At 48.8% G+C, this 16,047-nt stretch carries 11 protein-coding genes and 1 tRNA gene; 2 read left to right on the forward strand and 10 right to left on the reverse strand.

Going from position 1 to position 16,047, the window contains the following annotated elements; translation table 11 throughout:
• Positions 1-355: 355 nt before the first annotated feature.
• Genes scpA through mutA form a run of 3 tightly spaced genes read right to left on the reverse strand, consistent with a single transcriptional unit; the run spans position 356 to position 4,859 of the window.
• Entirely contained in the window at positions 356-2,506 is a 2,151-nt protein-coding gene (gene scpA, locus BACSA_RS02790) for a methylmalonyl-CoA mutase (RefSeq protein ID WP_013616606.1), read from the reverse strand.
• A 48-nt stretch (positions 2,507-2,554) separates the two neighbouring features.
• Positions 2,555-2,953, reverse strand: a complete 399-nt coding sequence (locus BACSA_RS02795) for a GxxExxY protein (protein WP_013616607.1) — start codon at positions 2,951-2,953, stop codon at positions 2,555-2,557.
• Positions 2,954-2,993: 40 nt separating this feature from the next.
• Positions 2,994-4,859: a methylmalonyl-CoA mutase small subunit gene (gene mutA / locus BACSA_RS02800; RefSeq protein ID WP_013616608.1), complete on the reverse strand. Its 1,866-nt coding sequence runs from the start codon at positions 4,857-4,859 to the stop codon at positions 2,994-2,996.
• A 221-nt stretch (positions 4,860-5,080) separates the two neighbouring features.
• Between mutA and BACSA_RS02805 the strand changes: the two genes are divergently transcribed.
• Entirely contained in the window at positions 5,081-6,757 is a 1,677-nt protein-coding gene (locus BACSA_RS02805) for a putative transporter (RefSeq protein ID WP_013616609.1), read from the forward strand.
• Positions 6,758-6,866: 109 nt separating this feature from the next.
• Here BACSA_RS02805 and BACSA_RS02810 read toward each other — a convergent pair whose 3' ends face one another.
• The 5 genes from BACSA_RS02810 to BACSA_RS02830 all read right to left on the reverse strand — a co-directional run bounded on the left by BACSA_RS02810 (position 6,867) and on the right by BACSA_RS02830 (position 12,057).
• Entirely contained in the window at positions 6,867-7,499 is a 633-nt protein-coding gene (locus tag BACSA_RS02810) for an HAD family hydrolase (protein ID WP_013616610.1), read from the reverse strand.
• Positions 7,500-7,597: 98 nt separating this feature from the next.
• Positions 7,598-9,706, reverse strand: a complete 2,109-nt coding sequence (locus BACSA_RS02815) for a S9 family peptidase (RefSeq protein WP_013616611.1) — start codon at positions 9,704-9,706, stop codon at positions 7,598-7,600.
• Between the two features lie 106 nt (positions 9,707-9,812).
• Entirely contained in the window at positions 9,813-10,244 is a 432-nt protein-coding gene (locus tag BACSA_RS02820; protein ID WP_013616612.1) for a hypothetical protein, read from the reverse strand.
• A 121-nt stretch (positions 10,245-10,365) separates the two neighbouring features.
• Positions 10,366-10,854 (reverse strand): pyridoxamine 5'-phosphate oxidase family protein, encoded by a 489-nt coding sequence (locus tag BACSA_RS02825; RefSeq protein ID WP_013616613.1) that lies wholly within the window; start codon positions 10,852-10,854, stop codon positions 10,366-10,368.
• Between the two features lie 27 nt (positions 10,855-10,881).
• Positions 10,882-12,057, reverse strand: a complete 1,176-nt coding sequence (locus BACSA_RS02830) for an iron-containing alcohol dehydrogenase (protein ID WP_013616614.1) — start codon at positions 12,055-12,057, stop codon at positions 10,882-10,884.
• Between the two features lie 198 nt (positions 12,058-12,255).
• Between BACSA_RS02830 and BACSA_RS02835 the strand changes: the two genes are divergently transcribed.
• Positions 12,256-13,584, forward strand: a complete 1,329-nt coding sequence (locus BACSA_RS02835) for a cobyrinate a,c-diamide synthase (protein ID WP_013616615.1) — start codon at positions 12,256-12,258, stop codon at positions 13,582-13,584.
• Between the two features lie 323 nt (positions 13,585-13,907).
• Here BACSA_RS02835 and BACSA_RS02840 read toward each other — a convergent pair whose 3' ends face one another.
• Together BACSA_RS02840 and BACSA_RS02845 are read right to left on the reverse strand one after the other, a co-directional pair.
• Entirely contained in the window at positions 13,908-15,266 is a 1,359-nt protein-coding gene (locus tag BACSA_RS02840; RefSeq protein WP_013616616.1) for a transposase, read from the reverse strand.
• Positions 15,267-15,705: 439 nt separating this feature from the next.
• A tRNA-Gly gene (locus tag BACSA_RS02845) sits at positions 15,706-15,778 on the reverse strand.
• Positions 15,779-16,047: the final 269 nt, after the last annotated feature.

The raw sequence follows: 16,047 nt of genomic DNA on the forward strand, positions 1-16,047 counted from the left end.
TTGAAACGCGGATTAACGCGGATTTTCGCGGAAAATAATTTATAAAATATAGTTAATCGGAAATGGATTGCGAAAAATCAGTGTGATTCTTTATCGAACACAGAGACGCAGAGACACGGAGAAATAATTATATAGAAAAAGCAAAGATCATAAAGCCAGCACTTTGCACCGTGAACTCTGTTCTCTCAAAGAAATAAAACTCTGTGCCTTTGTGTCTCTGTGTTCCAATCCATTTTTCGCAAACCAATTTTGTTCTACTATAATCTGCGTTAATCTGCGGAAATCCGCGTTTCAAAAAATCATCCTTGTCACGCACGAAAAGCTCTGTGCCTCCGTGTCTCTGTGTTCAATCTCTTCACTCTTCGTTCTCAAGCAACAGTTCCATGACCTGGCATGCCGATTTTGCGACCGATGTGCCCGGTCCGAAGATTGCCATTACGCCTGCCTGATAGAGGAAGTCGTAATCTTGCGGGGGGATGACTCCTCCGGCGAATACGAGGATGTCGTCGCGTCCCATCTTCTTCAGCTCGGCGATGATTTGCGGGATGAGGGTTTTGTGTCCTGCCGCGAGCGATGATACGCCTACCGCATGCACGTCGTTCTCTACCGCTTCGCGCGCCGCTTCCTCGGGCGTCTGGAACAGGGGTCCCATATCCACGTCGAACCCGCAATCGGCAAATCCGGTTGCTACCACTTTGGCTCCGCGGTCGTGTCCGTCCTGCCCCATTTTGGCAATCATGACACGCGGGCGCCGTCCTTCTCTCTTTGCAAACTCTTCGGTCAGTCCGCACGCCCGTGCGAAATCCGCATCCTTTTTACTTTCTGATGAATACACGCCTGAAATGGTTCTGATTACTGCTTTATATCTTCCTACTACTTTTTCGCACGCATCGGATATTTCGCCCAATGTGGCACGTACGCGGGCGGCTTCTACCGCCAGCTCCAGCAGGTTCCCCTTGCCGGTACGCACGCATTCGGTGATGGCTTCCAACGCTTTGCTGACTTCTGCCTGGTTTCGCCCTTCGCGCAGGCGGCGCAGGTTTTCTATCTGTTCCTGACGCACGGCGGTATTGTCCACTTCCAGGATGTCGATAGGGTCTTCTTTTTCCAGGCGGTATTTGTTGGTGCCCACGATAGTCTGTTCGCCTGAGTCGATGCGCGCCTGCGTGCGTGCGGCGGCTTCTTCGATGCGCATCTTGGGGATGCCGGTCTCGATGGCTTTTGCCATGCCGCCCAGTTTCTCTATTTCCTGAATGTGTTCCCAAGCCCGGTGCGCCAGTTCGTTGGTGAGCGATTCCACGTAGTAAGAGCCTGCCCACGGGTCGATTCCGCGGCAGATTTGTGTTTCTTCCTGGATGTAAATCTGTGTGTTGCGGGCGATACGTGCCGAGAAGTCGGTAGGCAAGGCAATGGCTTCGTCCAAGGCGTTGGTGTGGAGGGACTGGGTGTGTCCGAGCGCCGCCGCCATGGCTTCGATGCAGGTACGGCCTACGTTATTGAACGGGTCTTGTTCGGTGAGCGACCAGCCCGAGGTTTGCGAGTGGGTTCGCAGGGCAAGCGACTTGGGGTTCTTCGGGTTGAATTGTTTTACAATCTTCGCCCAAAGCATGCGTGCGGCACGCATCTTGGCAATTTCCATGAAGTGGTTCATGCCGATGGCCCAGAAGAAGGAGAGGCGGGGAGCAAAGGCGTCGATATCGATTCCGGCGGCGATTCCGGCGCGGAGGTATTCCAGTCCGTCGGCAAGCGTGTATGCCAATTCGATATCTGCGGTGGCTCCGGCTTCCTGCATGTGGTATCCCGAGATGGAAATAGAATTGAATTTCGGCATCTTTTGTGACGTATATTCGAAGATGTCCGAAATAATCTTCATGGAGAAGGCAGGCGGGTAAATGTAGGTGTTTCGCACCATGAATTCTTTCAGGATGTCGTTCTGAATGGTGCCTGCCATTTCTTCCAGCTTGGCTCCCTGCTCCAGCCCCGCGTTGATGTAGAACGCCATAATGGGCAATACGGCGCCGTTCATCGTCATGGAGACGGACATTTTATTCAAAGGGATGCCGTCGAACAGCACTTTCATGTTTTCGAGCGAGCAGATGGATACGCCCGCCTTGCCTACGTCTCCCACTACGCGCGGGTGGTCGGGGTCGTAGCCGCGGTGGGTCGGGAGGTCGAAGGCTACGGAAAGGCCTTTCTGTCCCGATGCCAGGTTCCGCCGGTAGAAGGCGTTCGACTCTTCGGCGGTGGAGAATCCGGCATACTGGCGGATGGTCCACGGCCGGAAGGCATACATCATCGAGTAGGGGCCCCGCAGGTAGGGAGGGATGCCTGCCGCATAGTTCAGGTGTTCCATTCCTTCGAGGTCTTCTTTGGTGTAGACCGGTTTCACTTGTATCTGTTCGGGGGTTTTCCAATTGGCGGCGATGCCATTGGCTTTTTGCCATTCCATTCCGTTTTGGGGATGGAATCCGGCATATATGTCTATGTTTCTAAAATTCGGTTTCATGGTTTTGCGTATTATTAATGGAACACAGAGGCGCAGAGACACAGAGTTTTATATTTCCCCGTTAATCTTCCGGCGTATCCCGTCTTTTAATACAGGGACATTGAAGTTGATGAGCAAGCCCAATTTCTTGTTGGCAAGTTTCAAATAAGTGACAAGCTGTACTTCATGTATGTCTTTCAGTTCCTCTACTGCTTTTAATTCTACTATCACGATGTCTTCTACCAATAAGTCTATGCGGAACTCTTTGTCAAGTTTTTCTCCTTTATAATAAAGAGGCAATGCAATTTGGCTTTCAACGTGATATCCTCTATTTTCTAATTCTGTAATAAGACACGCTTCGTAGACACATTCCAATAAGCCGGGACCAAGCTCTCTGTGTACTTCAATGGCTGCGCCGATAATGGCCCGGCTTAGCATATTATATATATTGTAATCGGATAAACTCATAAAATAGACCTTTGTGCCTCCGTGTCTCTGTGTTCAAAAATTATAATAATTGTTTGTTAAACTCGCGCAAGGTTTCCAAGACGTTGCAACGGACGTGGATGAAGTGTCCGATGCCGGCGGCTTTCAGCTCTTCCATGCATGCGGGGGCACCTGCCACGATGAACATGGCGCGGCCTGCCAACGCCCGGAAAGCCGGGACGGCATATTGCGCGTATTCGTCATCGCTGGAGCAGAGCACTACGATGTCTGCCTTTGCTTTCATGGCTGCATCAATGCCTTCTTCTACCGTTGCGAAGCCCAGGTTGTCGATGACTTCGTATCCGGCACATGCCAGGAAATTGCACGAGAATTGGGCGCGTGCCTGGCGCATGGCAAGGTTGCCGATAGTGAGCATGAATGCTTTCGGGCGTTTCCCGGAATGTTCCGTTTCGAGGCGGAGCGCTTCGAATTCGCTTGCGGCGCGGGCGGTCTCTAATTTGGCGAACGACGCTTCCTCTTCGTGCGGATGGTCCTTGCCTCCGCATCCGCATACATGTTCTAACGGGGCTTTATCGCCTGCCCGTTCGGTGAAATTGGGGTATTGGTTGGTTCCTAACAGGATTTCCTTGCGGCGTGATACGGCTTCACGGCGTGCCTTGTTGCTTTGGTTGACGGCATTTTGCACGCTTTCGTTCTGAATGGCTTTTACCATACCGCCTTCGTCTTCGGTCTGCAGGAAAAGGTTCCATGCTTCCTTGGCGATGGATACGGTAAGGTTTTCTATGTAATACGAACCTCCGGCGGGGTCAACGATGCGGTTGAAATGCGATTCCTCCTTTAATAATAATTGCTGGTTGCGTGCCAGGCGTTCCGAGAACTCATTGGGCGTTTCGTATACCGAATCGAAGGGGGTGACGGTCATGGAGTCTACTCCGGCAATAGCGGCGCTCATCGCTTCGGTTTGCGAGCGGAGCAGGTTGACGTATGAGTCGAATAAAGTCATGTTGAATGTAGAAGTGGTGGCGTGTACGTGCATCTGGCACGCATTGTCCTCTTCCGGCTGGTAAGCTTTCACGATGTCTGCCCATAGCATGCGTGCGGCACGGAACTTGGCGATTTCCATGAAATAGTTGGAGCTGATGCCGAAATTGAACTTGATTTTCCGGGCGGCAAGGCCGGCGGGGATGCCGGCTTCTGCCAGGCGGCTCAGGTATTCGTTCCCCCATGCCAGGGCGTATCCCAGCTCCTGGTAGATATAGGCTCCCGAGTTGTTCAGGCGGAGCGCGTCAACGCCGATGCAGCGGAAGTGGGGCCACTCTGCCAGTGCGTTTACCACTTCTGAAGCCAAACCGATAATCGGGCTCAGGTCTTTCCCTTTCTGGAGCATCTTGCTGATAGGGTCGAAGTTGACCGAACCGTGTATGTCCTGAGGGCCGTATCCTTTTTCTTTGAAATAGGCGGATAATAATTGTGCCAGTTGTACGGTATGCCGTTGGCATGTGGTAAAGTTCAGTTCGATGCAATCGCAATGGATGTCTTTCAGCAGTGTGTCGAGGACTTCCCGGCTGACATCCTTTCCTTTTATGTGGAAACCTAACGAGTCTATTCCTTTATTCAGGAGGCCGAGGGCTTTGCGGTTGGCTTCCTCGGGATTTTCCACCCGGATGTCCTGGCGGATGTACCAAGTGTTGTCATCCTTTTTGTTGCCTCTCAGATAGGGGAACTCTCCGGGAAGGGTTTCGATGGTTTTCAGCCCTTTTAAATCTTCTTGGCGGTAGAAAGGGTTTACCTTGAACCCTTCGTTGGTTTTCCATACTAATTTCTTTTCATAATCAGCTCCTTTCAAGTCGGCCTGGATTTTGTCCATCCATTCTTGCGCCGATACTTCCGGAAAATCAGAAAAGAGTTTTTCTTTTTTATCTGCCATACTTTGTGCTTTTAATGATTATGATTCAAGTTTATTTGCATGCCGGTTGGAAACGCATGCAGGGGCAAATATACAAATAAATTGCACATAACGGGCAAAAGTGTGACATTTTTCTTCAGGCATTTCCATACCGTTTCCTCATATTCTTCTATTTTGGTTTGTAAAAGTTTTGACTTCTTGTTTGATTTGCTTACATTTGCGCAACTTAAAATTATAATATCATGAATTGGTTACAAGATTTATTGACGAATCCTAACTCTATAGCGCATATTGTGGCGTTATATGCCTTTGTGATTTCGGGCGGAGTGTTATTAGGGAAAATCAAGGTCTTCGGCATTTCGCTGGGGGTTACTTTCGTCTTGTTCGTGGGAATCTTGGTGGGACACTTTGGATTTACGGGTAATCCTGCCATTCTTTCTTTCTTGCAAGACTTCGGACTGATATTGTTTGTCTTCTGCATCGGTTTGCAGGTGGGACCGTCGTTTTTCTCTTCTTTCAAGGAGGGAGGAATCCGGCTCAACTTGCTGGCGACGGGCATTGTGGCATTCAATATCATTGTCGCACTCATTATTTATTATGCGTTGCAGGGGCGTATCGAGGTGCCGATGATAGTCGGTATCCTTTGCGGTGCCGTGACGAACACGCCGGGGCTTGGTGCCGCCAACGAGGCATTGCAGCAGTTGAACTACGACGGTCCGGAAATCGCAATGGGATATGCCTGCGCCTATCCGTTGGGTGTCATCGGCATCATCCTTTCGATGATTCTCATCCGCTACATCTGCCGGGTAGACTTAGACAAAGAGTCGGAAGCTATCCAGCAGGCTGAAGAAGCCAATCCGCACCTGAAACCTTTCCGCATCCAGTTGCGGGTGGAGAATCCGGCATTGAACGGGAAGACCATCTTGCAGTTGCAGAATTTTCTGGCACGTAACTTGGTGTGCTCCCGCATCCTTCAGAACGGGGAAGTGAACATCCCCACTTCGAAGACGGTGCTTCACACGGGCGACGAGATGAACATTGTGTGCGCGGAAGATGATGCGGAAGCCATCGAGGCGTTTATCGGTTCGAAGATTGAAGTCGATTGGGAACACCAGAATACGGAAAACAAGCCGATGGTGTCGCGCCGTATCTTGGTGACGCAGCCTTCTATTAACGGCAAGACGGTGGGTGAGTTGCATTTCAGCAGCATGTATGGCGTGAACGTGACGCGTGTCAACCGTTCGGGTATGGACTTGTTTGCGGCACGTAGCTTGACCTTGCAGGTGGGCGACCGTGTGATGGTGGTAGGTCCGCAGGATGCCATCGAGCGTGTGGCAAACATGCTGGGTAACCAGTTGAAACGTCTGGACCATCCGAATATCGTGACTATCTTTGTCGGCATTCTGTGCGGTATCTTGTTCGGAAGTATTCCTATTGCTTTCCCGGGCATCCCGACGCCGGTGAAGTTAGGTCTTGCAGGCGGTCCGTTGATTATCGCCATCTTAATCGGACGTTTCGGCTATAAGGTACGTCTGGTGACTTATACCACGATGAGTGCCAACCTGATGCTGCGCGAAGTGGGGCTTGTGCTTTTCTTGGCGAGTGTCGGCATCAAGGCGGGCGAGAACTTCGTGCAGACGGTAGTCGAAGGAGACGGTTTGCTTTATGTCGGCATGGGATTCTTGATAACGCTGCTCCCGCTGATGATTATCGGCTTGATAGCGCGGTTGTATTACAAGATTAATTATTATACGCTGATAGGCTTGATTGCCGGTAGTACGACCGACCCTCCCGCATTGGCATATTCAAACCAGGTTTCGGGCAACGATGCGCCGGCTGTAGGTTATTCTACGGTATATCCGTTGGTGATGTTCCTGCGTATCCTGACGGCTCAGCTGTTCATCTTGTTTATGGCTTAGAGTTTCACCACACATTGAAATAAAAAGCGCAGATTAGCGCGGATTGATGCAGAAAAAGAATGAAAGATATTCTCTAATCTGCGAAAATCCGCGTTAATCTGCGTTTCTTTTACTTCGCTCTTTCCAATAGAGTTTCCACTTGCGCACGCCAGTCGGAAGCGTTTTCGGGTTGGAACGTTTGCAGCCCTGCGTTTTTCCCTGCGGCGATGTTCGATGTGCTATCGTCGATGAAAAGCGTCTCCTCGGGGCGGATTTGCGCATCTTTTATCATCTGGCGGAAGATTTCCGGTTCCGGTTTCATGCAGCCCATTTCGAATGAAAGATACAGCTTGTCGAAATATGCGTCTATGCTGTTTCCCTGCGGAGTGAATTGTGGCGTGCGTGCCCAGTAGTCCATTAAGTAGGGATTGGTGTTGCTGAGCAAGAAGGTGCGGTAGCCCCTTTGGCGTAATTGGGCGATGTAGTCCAGCTTACGGATGTCCATTCCGCTTACGAATCCCATCCACGCTTGCCGCACTTCTTCGCGTTCCAGCGGCTTGCCGCACAATATGCCCAGCTTTTCCCGGAAGGATTCTTCACTGAGCTTCCCTTCTTCCAATTCCTGGAATATTCCTGTCTGATGATATTTGTCGAGGATGCGGCCGGCATTTTCCAGTCCTAACCGGATAAATGCCTGTACCGCTTCTTCACGGTCGAGGTCTACGATGACCCCGCCGAAATCGAATGCAATGTTTCTTATCATGTTTTATTAAAGGGAAAAAAGAACACAGAGGCACAGAGACACAGAGAATTTCTTTAAATAATACTCTGTGTCTTTGTGTCTCTGTGTTCAATTAAAAATCAGTTTTTCAACCATTTGTCCAGCCAGCGGAAGAAAGTGCGTTGCCACAAGATGCCGTTCTGAGGCTTCAGTACCCAATGGTTTTCGTCGGGGAAGACGAGCAGCTCGGCGGGTATTCCCCTTAATATGGCTGCATTAAAGGCCGCCATGCCTTGCGAGGCGAGGATGCGGAAATCCTTTTCGCCGTGGATGCAGAGGATGGGCGTATCCCATTTGTCAACGAAGAGGTGGGGCGAGTTGGCATAACTGCGCTGCACGGCAGGGTCGTCTTTCTCCCAGTACGGGCCGCCTAAGTCCCAGTTGGTAAACCAAAGTTCTTCGGTTTCCAGGTATTGTTGTTCCATATTGAAGAATCCGTCGTGCGCAATGAAGGCTTTGAAACGTTTATTGTGGTGTCCGGCAAGCCAATACACCGAGTATCCTCCGAAGCTGGCTCCGACGCATCCCAATCGGTCTTTGTCTACGTAAGGCTCTTTTGCGATGTCGTCTATGGCGCTCAGATAATCGTCCATGCAATGTCCGCCGTAGTTGGTGCTGATTTCTTCCAGCCATTCCATGCCGAAGCCCGGAAGCCCGCGGCGGTTCGGAGCGATGATGATGTAATCGTTAGCTGCCATAATCTGCAGGTTCCAGCGATAGCTCCAGAATTGGCTGACGGGGCTTTGCGGGCCTCCTTCGCAGAAAAGCAGGGTGGGGTATTTCTTGTTCGGGTCGAAATCAACGGGATAAACCACCCACGAGAGCATATCCTTTCCGTCTACCGTCTTTGTCCAGCGCGGCTCTACCTTTCCCTTTTTCAGTTGGTTGAAGATATGGTCGTTTTCCGAAGTGATACGGGTCACCTTATGGTCTTTCTTCAAGCCGACCGTGAAGAGCTCATCGGCTTCGCTAAGCGAATGGCGCATCGTGAGCAACTGTTTGTCGTTCAGCATTTTCACAGATGCATAGTCGTACATTCCTTCGGTGAGTTGCTCCACTTCGCCTTTCAGGTTTGTGCTGTGAATCATGCTGGTGGCGTGCCATACGCCTGTGAAATAAAGTGTTTCGCTATCGGGTGCCCAGCAATAATCGTCCACGCCCGACTGGAAGGCTTCGGTGACGTATGTCTTTTCGCCGGTACTCAGATTCATCACACACAGGCGGTTACGGTCGCTCTCGTATCCGTCCCGCTCCATGCTTTGCCAAGCGATGCGTGTTCCGTCGGGCGAGAACTTCGGGTTGGTATCATAACCTTTATTCTGGTCGTTGGCGTCCTCTTTGCATAGGTTCCGGGTCTGTCGGGTCTCTATATCATAAAGGTATATATCCGAGTCGGTCGATTGCGAATACGCCACGCCCGTTTTCTTGCGGCAAGTGTAAGCGATTTGTTTTGAGTCGTTGCTCCATGCCAGCTGTTCGATGCCTCCGAAAGGTTTCATGGGGGATTCGTAAGGCTCGCCTGCCAAGATGTCGGCGGCTTCTCCTACCTTGTTTCCGTCAAAATCGGCGATGAACGGATGTGGAACCGTTTCTACCCATTCGTCCCAATGTTTGTACATCAGGTCGTTTATTACCCGTCCGCTTGCCTTGTCAAGGTCTGGATAGAGGTCGGAAGTGCGTTTGCCGTATTTCACTTGCGCGATGAAAAGCACTTTGGTTTCATCGGGCGAGAACTTGAAGCCTTCGATGTCGCCTTTGTATTCCGAGAGTTGTTTGCGTCCGGTTCCGTCGGGATTCATTTCCCAAAGCTGGTAGCTTCCGCCTTGTGGGGTGAGAAAAGCGATTTTCGTGCCTCCCTTTATCCATGCAGGGCTGCTTTCGTTTTCGGGAGTAGCGGTGAGCATCCGGTTGTTGCTTCCGTCGGCATTCATTGTGTAGATGACCGTGTGGCTGGCATTGTCTTTCACGCTGTAATACGATACGGTGTAAGCTATTTGTTTTCCATCGGGCGATACGCTTGTCTCTCCGATGCGCCCCATCGCCCAAAGCGCTTCGGGGGTCATCCGTCCGTCTTGAATGCTTATTTCTTGTTTCCCGATGAAGGGTTTCCCGCTGGGGGTGCCGGCATTGGCTTGTCCGCTTGCGGCAAGCAGCATGGCGGCGGTCATGGTCATTAAGTTTGATTTCATTGTTATGTGTTATTTATTTGATGTTCGTTTGAACACAATGGCACAGAGACGCAGAGGAAAAAATAACAAACTCTGTGTCTCCGTGTCCCTGTGTTCGATAAAATTTTCATTTTCCGGTAAAATAAGCCGGGTAATTGTCGAACAGGCAGTTCAGCTGGTTGCCTCCCATTTGGATGTTATCCATGTACGAGTATCCGTCCCGGTAAGTAAGACGGAGGCTTGTATAGGATACGTTCCACCAGTCCCAAGCGAACCTTAGGCTTGACTCTTCCCGATTCCCGTACCGGTCTTGCTTGTAAAGGTAGTCCTCGCCCGTATTGTCCGGATAGAAACGCAGTTCTTGGTAATAATAGGTATCGTAATCGTCATACCATTCGTCCGTCCAGATTCGGCTGCACAAGTAATCGGTCCGTTCCCGGTAATTGTTTGTCCCGTTTCCAAATTCGACTCCCAATCCTACGTATTCGCAAGACGTGAATGCCAATGTCATTGCCAATAGGAAAAATATGCGGTACAATGCCTTCTTTTTAGTTTTCATAATTGCCTCCTTTTTGCTTTGATTTCGTAGGGCAAAGATAAAAAATCAACTTCGTTCAGGCAAGTTGTTTTTCCTAAATCGGGCAGGGGAGATTCCTATTTGTGATAGGGATTTCCCCTTTTCAGAACGCTTTTTTGCTTTTGGCGCTTATGGTCTCGATGTCCAGCCGGATGATTTCCGTACGGTGGAATGACTTTTGGGCATAATCGATGCCGCGCATTTTATCGTTGGGGCAATATTTGCTTAATAGAAGCGAAAGTGCGGACATACGTTCGGCTTCATGCAGGCTGTGATGCGCAGAGCATTGCAGCACAACGCTCTCGTATGCAGTGGTAAATTGTTCCGGCTTTACTTTGGTCCGCCCTGTCACGCAAAAGGAAACTTGCGGGCAGGCATCGATGCATTTCAGCTTCCGTCCTGCGGGCGCGCAATGAATGTAGATGGAGTTCCCCCGGTCCCATACATAGCTGAGCGGAATGCCGTATGCTCCGTTCCCGTCTTCAGCACGCATCGAAAGAATGCCGAATTCACCCTCTTTCAGTATTTCGAAAGCCCGTTCTTGCTCCAATGTCCGGTCTTGCCGGCGGATTGTTGAATTGTCGAATTTCATGTTCCATTAAGAATTAAACGCTGCAAATTAACGGTTGGCTATCTCATAAATTTCCCGGCTTGCCTGACGGTCGAGGCGGACATAGCTTCCTATCTGTTCGCCTTTGTTTTCGTGCAGGTGGGCTACCAGCAGGCCGATGTCGGGATGCTCAATGCCTAATTCCCCAAAAGTGGTGGGCATGCCTATTTCATGTAAAAATGTTTTAAAGCGGGCAATGCCTTCCAGCGCTACGGCTTTTAAGTCGGCCGAGGCGGGAACATCCCATACCCGTTCAGCGAATTGTGCTATTTTGCCTACATTATGGTCTGCCATATAAGTCAGCCATGCAGGGAAAATGACGGCAAGTCCTGCTCCGTGAGTCACGTCATAGAGTGCGCTCATTTCGTGTTCCATAAAGTGTGAAGCCCAGTCCTCTTCACGTCCGGTTCCGCAAATGCCATTGTGTGCGACGGTGCCTGCCCACATGATATTGGCACGTGCGCCGTAGTTGTATGGTTCTTTTATTACAGTCCGGGCTTCTTTTATGATGGCTTTCAATGTGCCTTCACATAAGCGGTCTGTCACTTCCGTATCAGGCGTGTTGGTAAAATAGCGTTCCATGATATGTGCCATCATGTCGGTAATGCCGCTTGCCGTTTGCCAAGCGGGAAGCGTATAAGTCACTTCGGGATTCATTACGGCAAACGCCGGACGGAGCACTTCGGGTGTGCGCAGGCTGAGTTTCTTCAATCCGTCCGCTTTCGTAATCACTGAATTTCCCGAGCCTTCGCTTCCGGCGGCAGGAATGGTTAGTACCACACCGAGGCGCAAGGCCGTTTGCGGTATGGCTTTTCCTGTAAAGAAGTCCCAAAAATCACCTTGATAAGGGATTCCGGCCGCAATGGCTTTGGCTGTATCGATTACGGAGCCTCCGCCTACGGGCAGAAGGAAATCCACGTTTTCACGCCTTCCTAATTCGATGCCTTCGTATACTTTCGGGTCGGTAGGGTTGGGCTGGACACCTCCCAATTCGATGTGGGCAATATGGGCTTCATCCAGCGATTTCTTTACCCGGTCCAACAAGCCGCTTCGTATGACCGAACCTCCGCCATACACAATCAAGGCTTTGCTTCCACGATATTTTTTCACCAATGTCCCTGTCTGCAGTTCTGTCTCTTTTCCGAAGACAAATTCCGTCGGGCTATAAAAAATGAAGTTGTTCATATCCTTTATGGTTTTAATGGTTATAACGTAAAGCAAAGGTACAATAAATATCGGAATATTGCTTGTAATGGGTTTTGAAAATGGTCTGATAAGTTTTATCTCCTTCAGTCGGAGGGCGTAAAACTTATTCTGCTGCTTGCAGGTTTCCATCCTATTGAAATTTTATATTAATTTTGCAGGCAAAAACGGCAGATTGATATGAAACCACAATTTTTAATAGGTTCTCCCACTTCCGGATGCGGGAAGACAACTTTTATGTTAGGAATGTTGCGGGTCTTGCAGCGGAGAGGAATGAAAGTGCAGCCATTCAAGTGTGGTCCTGATTTTATCGACCCGCAATATCATGCGATAGCTTGTAATTGTGAATCTGTCAACTTGGATGCCTGGCTGGCTTCGCGCACTCATATCCAATCCGTTTATAATCATTACGCGGAGCCGGCTGATGTGTGCATTATCGAAGGGAACAGGGGATTGTATGACGGGTATAACCGGATGGAGAACAGTAGTGCGGCTTTGTCACGGATGCTGAATGTCCCGGTCATATTGGTCATAAATGCGCGTGCCATAGGCTATGCCATTGCTCCGGTTTTGTATGGGATGAAACGGTTTAATGCCTCGGTCCGGATAGTTGGGGTTGTCTTTACCCAGGTCGCCTCTCAGTCTCACGAAATCTCTTTGCGCGAGGCTTGTATCGATGTCGGGATAGAATGCTTAGGATATTTGCCGGTAGAGGAAGATATCCGTTTGCCGCAGCGTCATCAAGGGTTAACCCTTTCCGTCAAGCGTTCTTTCAGTAAGCTGATAGACCGGATTGCGGATTTGGTAGAAAAGCATGTTGACATAGAGAAACTATTGAATCTGTGCACCCGCATTTTCCCTTGTCCTTATACATTGCCTTATACGTCCGAGGTCGGCATAGACATGTTGCACCGTCCAGACAGGCGCCTGCGGATAGCTGTGGCCCGTGACCCGGCTTTTTGTTTCTTGTATCGGGAAAATGTAGACCGATTGGCCGAAGCGGGCAGAATTACATATTTTAGCCCAGTATATGGAAGCGATTTGCCGGAAGCGGATTATGTGTATATCCCCGGCGGATGTCCGGAGTTGTTTGTCCGCCAGCTTCATCGGAGGAAACGTTTGATGAGCCAATTGCGTGAATACGTAGAAGCGGGCGGCCGTTTATGGGCGGAAGGAGAGGGGATGACATTCCTTTCGCGTTCATTGACGGTACGTCAGGGAGGCACGGCCTATGAAATGGCGGGGATTCTGCCTTTTGACTGTACATTGGTAGACGCTAATCCGAGCAATGGCTATCGTTTGACCCGATGTGGGAATAATACATTCAAAGGTTATGAGAGCCATTATTCGGTGTTGGCTTCGTCATCGGATATACGGATTTCCGCAACGTCCTTATATGGATTGAGAGGCACGGAAACGGCAGCCCGCTTGTTTAGATATAAGAACCTGATTGCAGGATATGCGCACTGGTATTGGGGAGAAAACGATATTTTTTCGTTATGGAATTAAAAAATCCTTTTTGAGAATATCCACATAGAGGGGATTATTTGTGTCCTCCGTATAGTTTCTTTGCTGTATAAGCCATAAAGGTAAAGAGCCTTTAAGGGAACCGTTCTGCGATTGCCGTCTCCATTCTATTCGTGCGCATTACTAGGGATATTCAGTAAATGTCCCTAAAAAGTAAGATGGCATATAAAGTCGATAGAGTATAATCACTTTATATGCCATTATTATTGCCCTTTTTCTGTGTTTTTTCATATAATCCTATCTGTTGGACATGATGTTCCGGAAGAAGTCTGATGACCTCTTCTGCTCCTGTCTGTAAATTCATGTCATGCCGCTTTAGCTGTTCTGCTCGTGACCTTGTCTATCATCAGTACGGCATTTGCCGTATGTATTCCGAAGAAAATCCAAAGGATTTCAGTCTTCCTGTTCCTGGCCTTTATTCTTGCGAGTGAGTAGTGTTGCTTTTGAGTACCGAAGCTTCCTTCAAGCCGGGTGGCCCTTTCTTTGGAGAGTTCACTTCTGAGAACCTTTCTCAAGGGTTCATCCTTTGCCGCCCTTCCCTTGCGTACAAAGGAAGTGGATATACCATATTTTGTACAGAACCTTCTATTTGCATTGTTGGCATATATGGAATCTCCAGCCGCACATCTAACCCTGACATTCATGAGTTTCTGTTGCATACGGATACAGCCCTTCAGCCGTATTCCCTCATTGAATGCCTTGAACGAGAGGTGTTCGATAAACGATATACCGTCTATCTGTATGTTGTTAACCTTTGCACCGAATTCAACAGACTTTGTTTCCTTGCCTCTTACGATAGGACGTACGTAATGACGGTCGATGCTGACGATGCGGTCATTGACCTTCCTGCCTTCAAACAGTTCCTTCTCCTGTACAAGAACCTTTCTGATTATGGAAAGGCGTTTCTGATAATCCTGTGTATATCTGAGTGATCTCCCGTACTCCTTATGAATCTCATCCCTCTGTACGATGAGCTTTTCAAGGAGTCTGATCATACGGCGCTTGAGCATCCGTGTTCTTGAAGCTTTCCTCTTTCTTTTCTTGCAGTATGAAAGATAGGACTCTGACACATCCGCATATTTGTTACGGGGACGCCTTATCCCAAGATCCATACAATGCCGGCAGATATGCCTGTAAAGCCATTCAATACTTTCCCAAAGCAGTTTCATGTCTGTTGGAAAACGCATGTGACTTTCATAACACGTGGCATCAGTCATGCACACGTGAAGGTTCTCAAGATATGGTTTCCAGTGGGAGGCCAGTATCTCCTGAAGGGAGTCAATATCAAGACGGGATGCTATCTCATTGCGGATGGCACTGACTATCTTGTAGTTGGTTATGGGAAAGGCCGGATCTATCATGATTCCGCAGAACATCTGGTAGTGGAGGTTGCCGTTGAGATGTTCCACCAGCTGTCTGTCGGAGAATCCGGTGTAGGCTTTCAGGACCATAAGGGCAATCTTTGCCAGAGGGCTAAAAATGTTCCTGCGTCCAAGACGATGTTCCGACAAGCCTATGGCTTTTGCCATACGGTCAAACGGGAAAACTGAGTGAAGCCTGCCCAGTTCACTCTCATGAAAACTCTTGCGATATTTTTCCAGAACATCAAATTCTGTAAAGCCCAAAGTGGGCTGTATTTCCGAAATATTTTGTATCTTAGCCATATCTTTGTTGGGGTATTTCCCCCGTTTTGGCTGCCAAACCTTATTTTCGGGGGAATATCTAAAGATACAAAAAAGCCAACTAATTCGCAATACATTGTGTATGAATTAGTTGGCTAATTTTGTTATATTTACTGAATATCCCATTACTACTAAACTATACTTTGTTATACTCAGATTTTAAATGGTTGTTGTTATTATCTTCTCGCATCAACGCAGATAACTTCGTTTGGTGTAAGATTAATAATCTTCCGCTTGTAAGATTAATAATCTTGCAGCCTGAAGATTAATAATCTTACAGCGGATGAACCTATATGCGTTTGCCGCCACACCTATATCCGCAGGCTTCCGCAACCGGCTGCGTTTATGTACAATGATAGCTCCCATACCATATATAGCAAAAAAAAGAGGAAATCTGTCATCAGAAATCCTCTTTTCTAAGAGCGGAAAACGGGACTCGAACCCGCGACCCTCAGCTTGGGAAGCTGATGCTCTACCAACTGAGCTACTTCCGCATTTGCTTTTGTTTTCGGTGCACAAAGGTAAATCTTATTTCTGAATTAATCAAATAAAACCGGACTAAAAATTTGACACTGACATAAAATTCTTATGAATTCTTATGAGAATACTACTTCTGCTGCGCTAACATCTAAAGTTGACGGATGCCTTCATGGAATCCGTTTAAGCACGGAGGTGCGTGACAGGGTTTCATGCATTGGGCTATGCACTTAGATGAATTGCATCAGTCGTCTTTATAATAAATAGCAAAATACTCGGTTGAGGG

Source organism: Phocaeicola salanitronis DSM 18170 (assembly GCF_000190575.1).
In the GTDB taxonomy this organism is placed as follows: domain Bacteria; phylum Bacteroidota; class Bacteroidia; order Bacteroidales; family Bacteroidaceae; genus Phocaeicola; species Phocaeicola salanitronis.

What these genes read in the sequence shown, in the direction of transcription:
- scpA (WP_013616606.1), bottom strand. Translation starts at nt 2,506, where the DNA reads ATGAAACCGAATTTTAGAAACATAGACATATATGCCGGATTCCATCCC.
- BACSA_RS02795 (WP_013616607.1), bottom strand. Translation starts at nt 2,953, where the DNA reads ATGAGTTTATCCGATTACAATATATATAATATGCTAAGCCGGGCCATT.
- mutA (WP_013616608.1), bottom strand. Translation starts at nt 4,859, where the DNA reads ATGGCAGATAAAAAAGAAAAACTCTTTTCTGATTTTCCGGAAGTATCG.
- BACSA_RS02805 (WP_013616609.1), top strand. Translation starts at nt 5,081, where the DNA reads ATGAATTGGTTACAAGATTTATTGACGAATCCTAACTCTATAGCGCAT.
- BACSA_RS02810 (WP_013616610.1), bottom strand. Translation starts at nt 7,499, where the DNA reads ATGATAAGAAACATTGCATTCGATTTCGGCGGGGTCATCGTAGACCTC.
- BACSA_RS02815 (WP_013616611.1), bottom strand. Translation starts at nt 9,706, where the DNA reads ATGAAATCAAACTTAATGACCATGACCGCCGCCATGCTGCTTGCCGCA.
- BACSA_RS02820 (WP_013616612.1), bottom strand. Translation starts at nt 10,244, where the DNA reads ATGAAAACTAAAAAGAAGGCATTGTACCGCATATTTTTCCTATTGGCA.
- BACSA_RS02825 (WP_013616613.1), bottom strand. Translation starts at nt 10,854, where the DNA reads ATGAAATTCGACAATTCAACAATCCGCCGGCAAGACCGGACATTGGAG.
- BACSA_RS02830 (WP_013616614.1), bottom strand. Translation starts at nt 12,057, where the DNA reads ATGAACAACTTCATTTTTTATAGCCCGACGGAATTTGTCTTCGGAAAA.
- BACSA_RS02835 (WP_013616615.1), top strand. Translation starts at nt 12,256, where the DNA reads ATGAAACCACAATTTTTAATAGGTTCTCCCACTTCCGGATGCGGGAAG.
- BACSA_RS02840 (WP_013616616.1), bottom strand. Translation starts at nt 15,266, where the DNA reads ATGGCTAAGATACAAAATATTTCGGAAATACAGCCCACTTTGGGCTTT.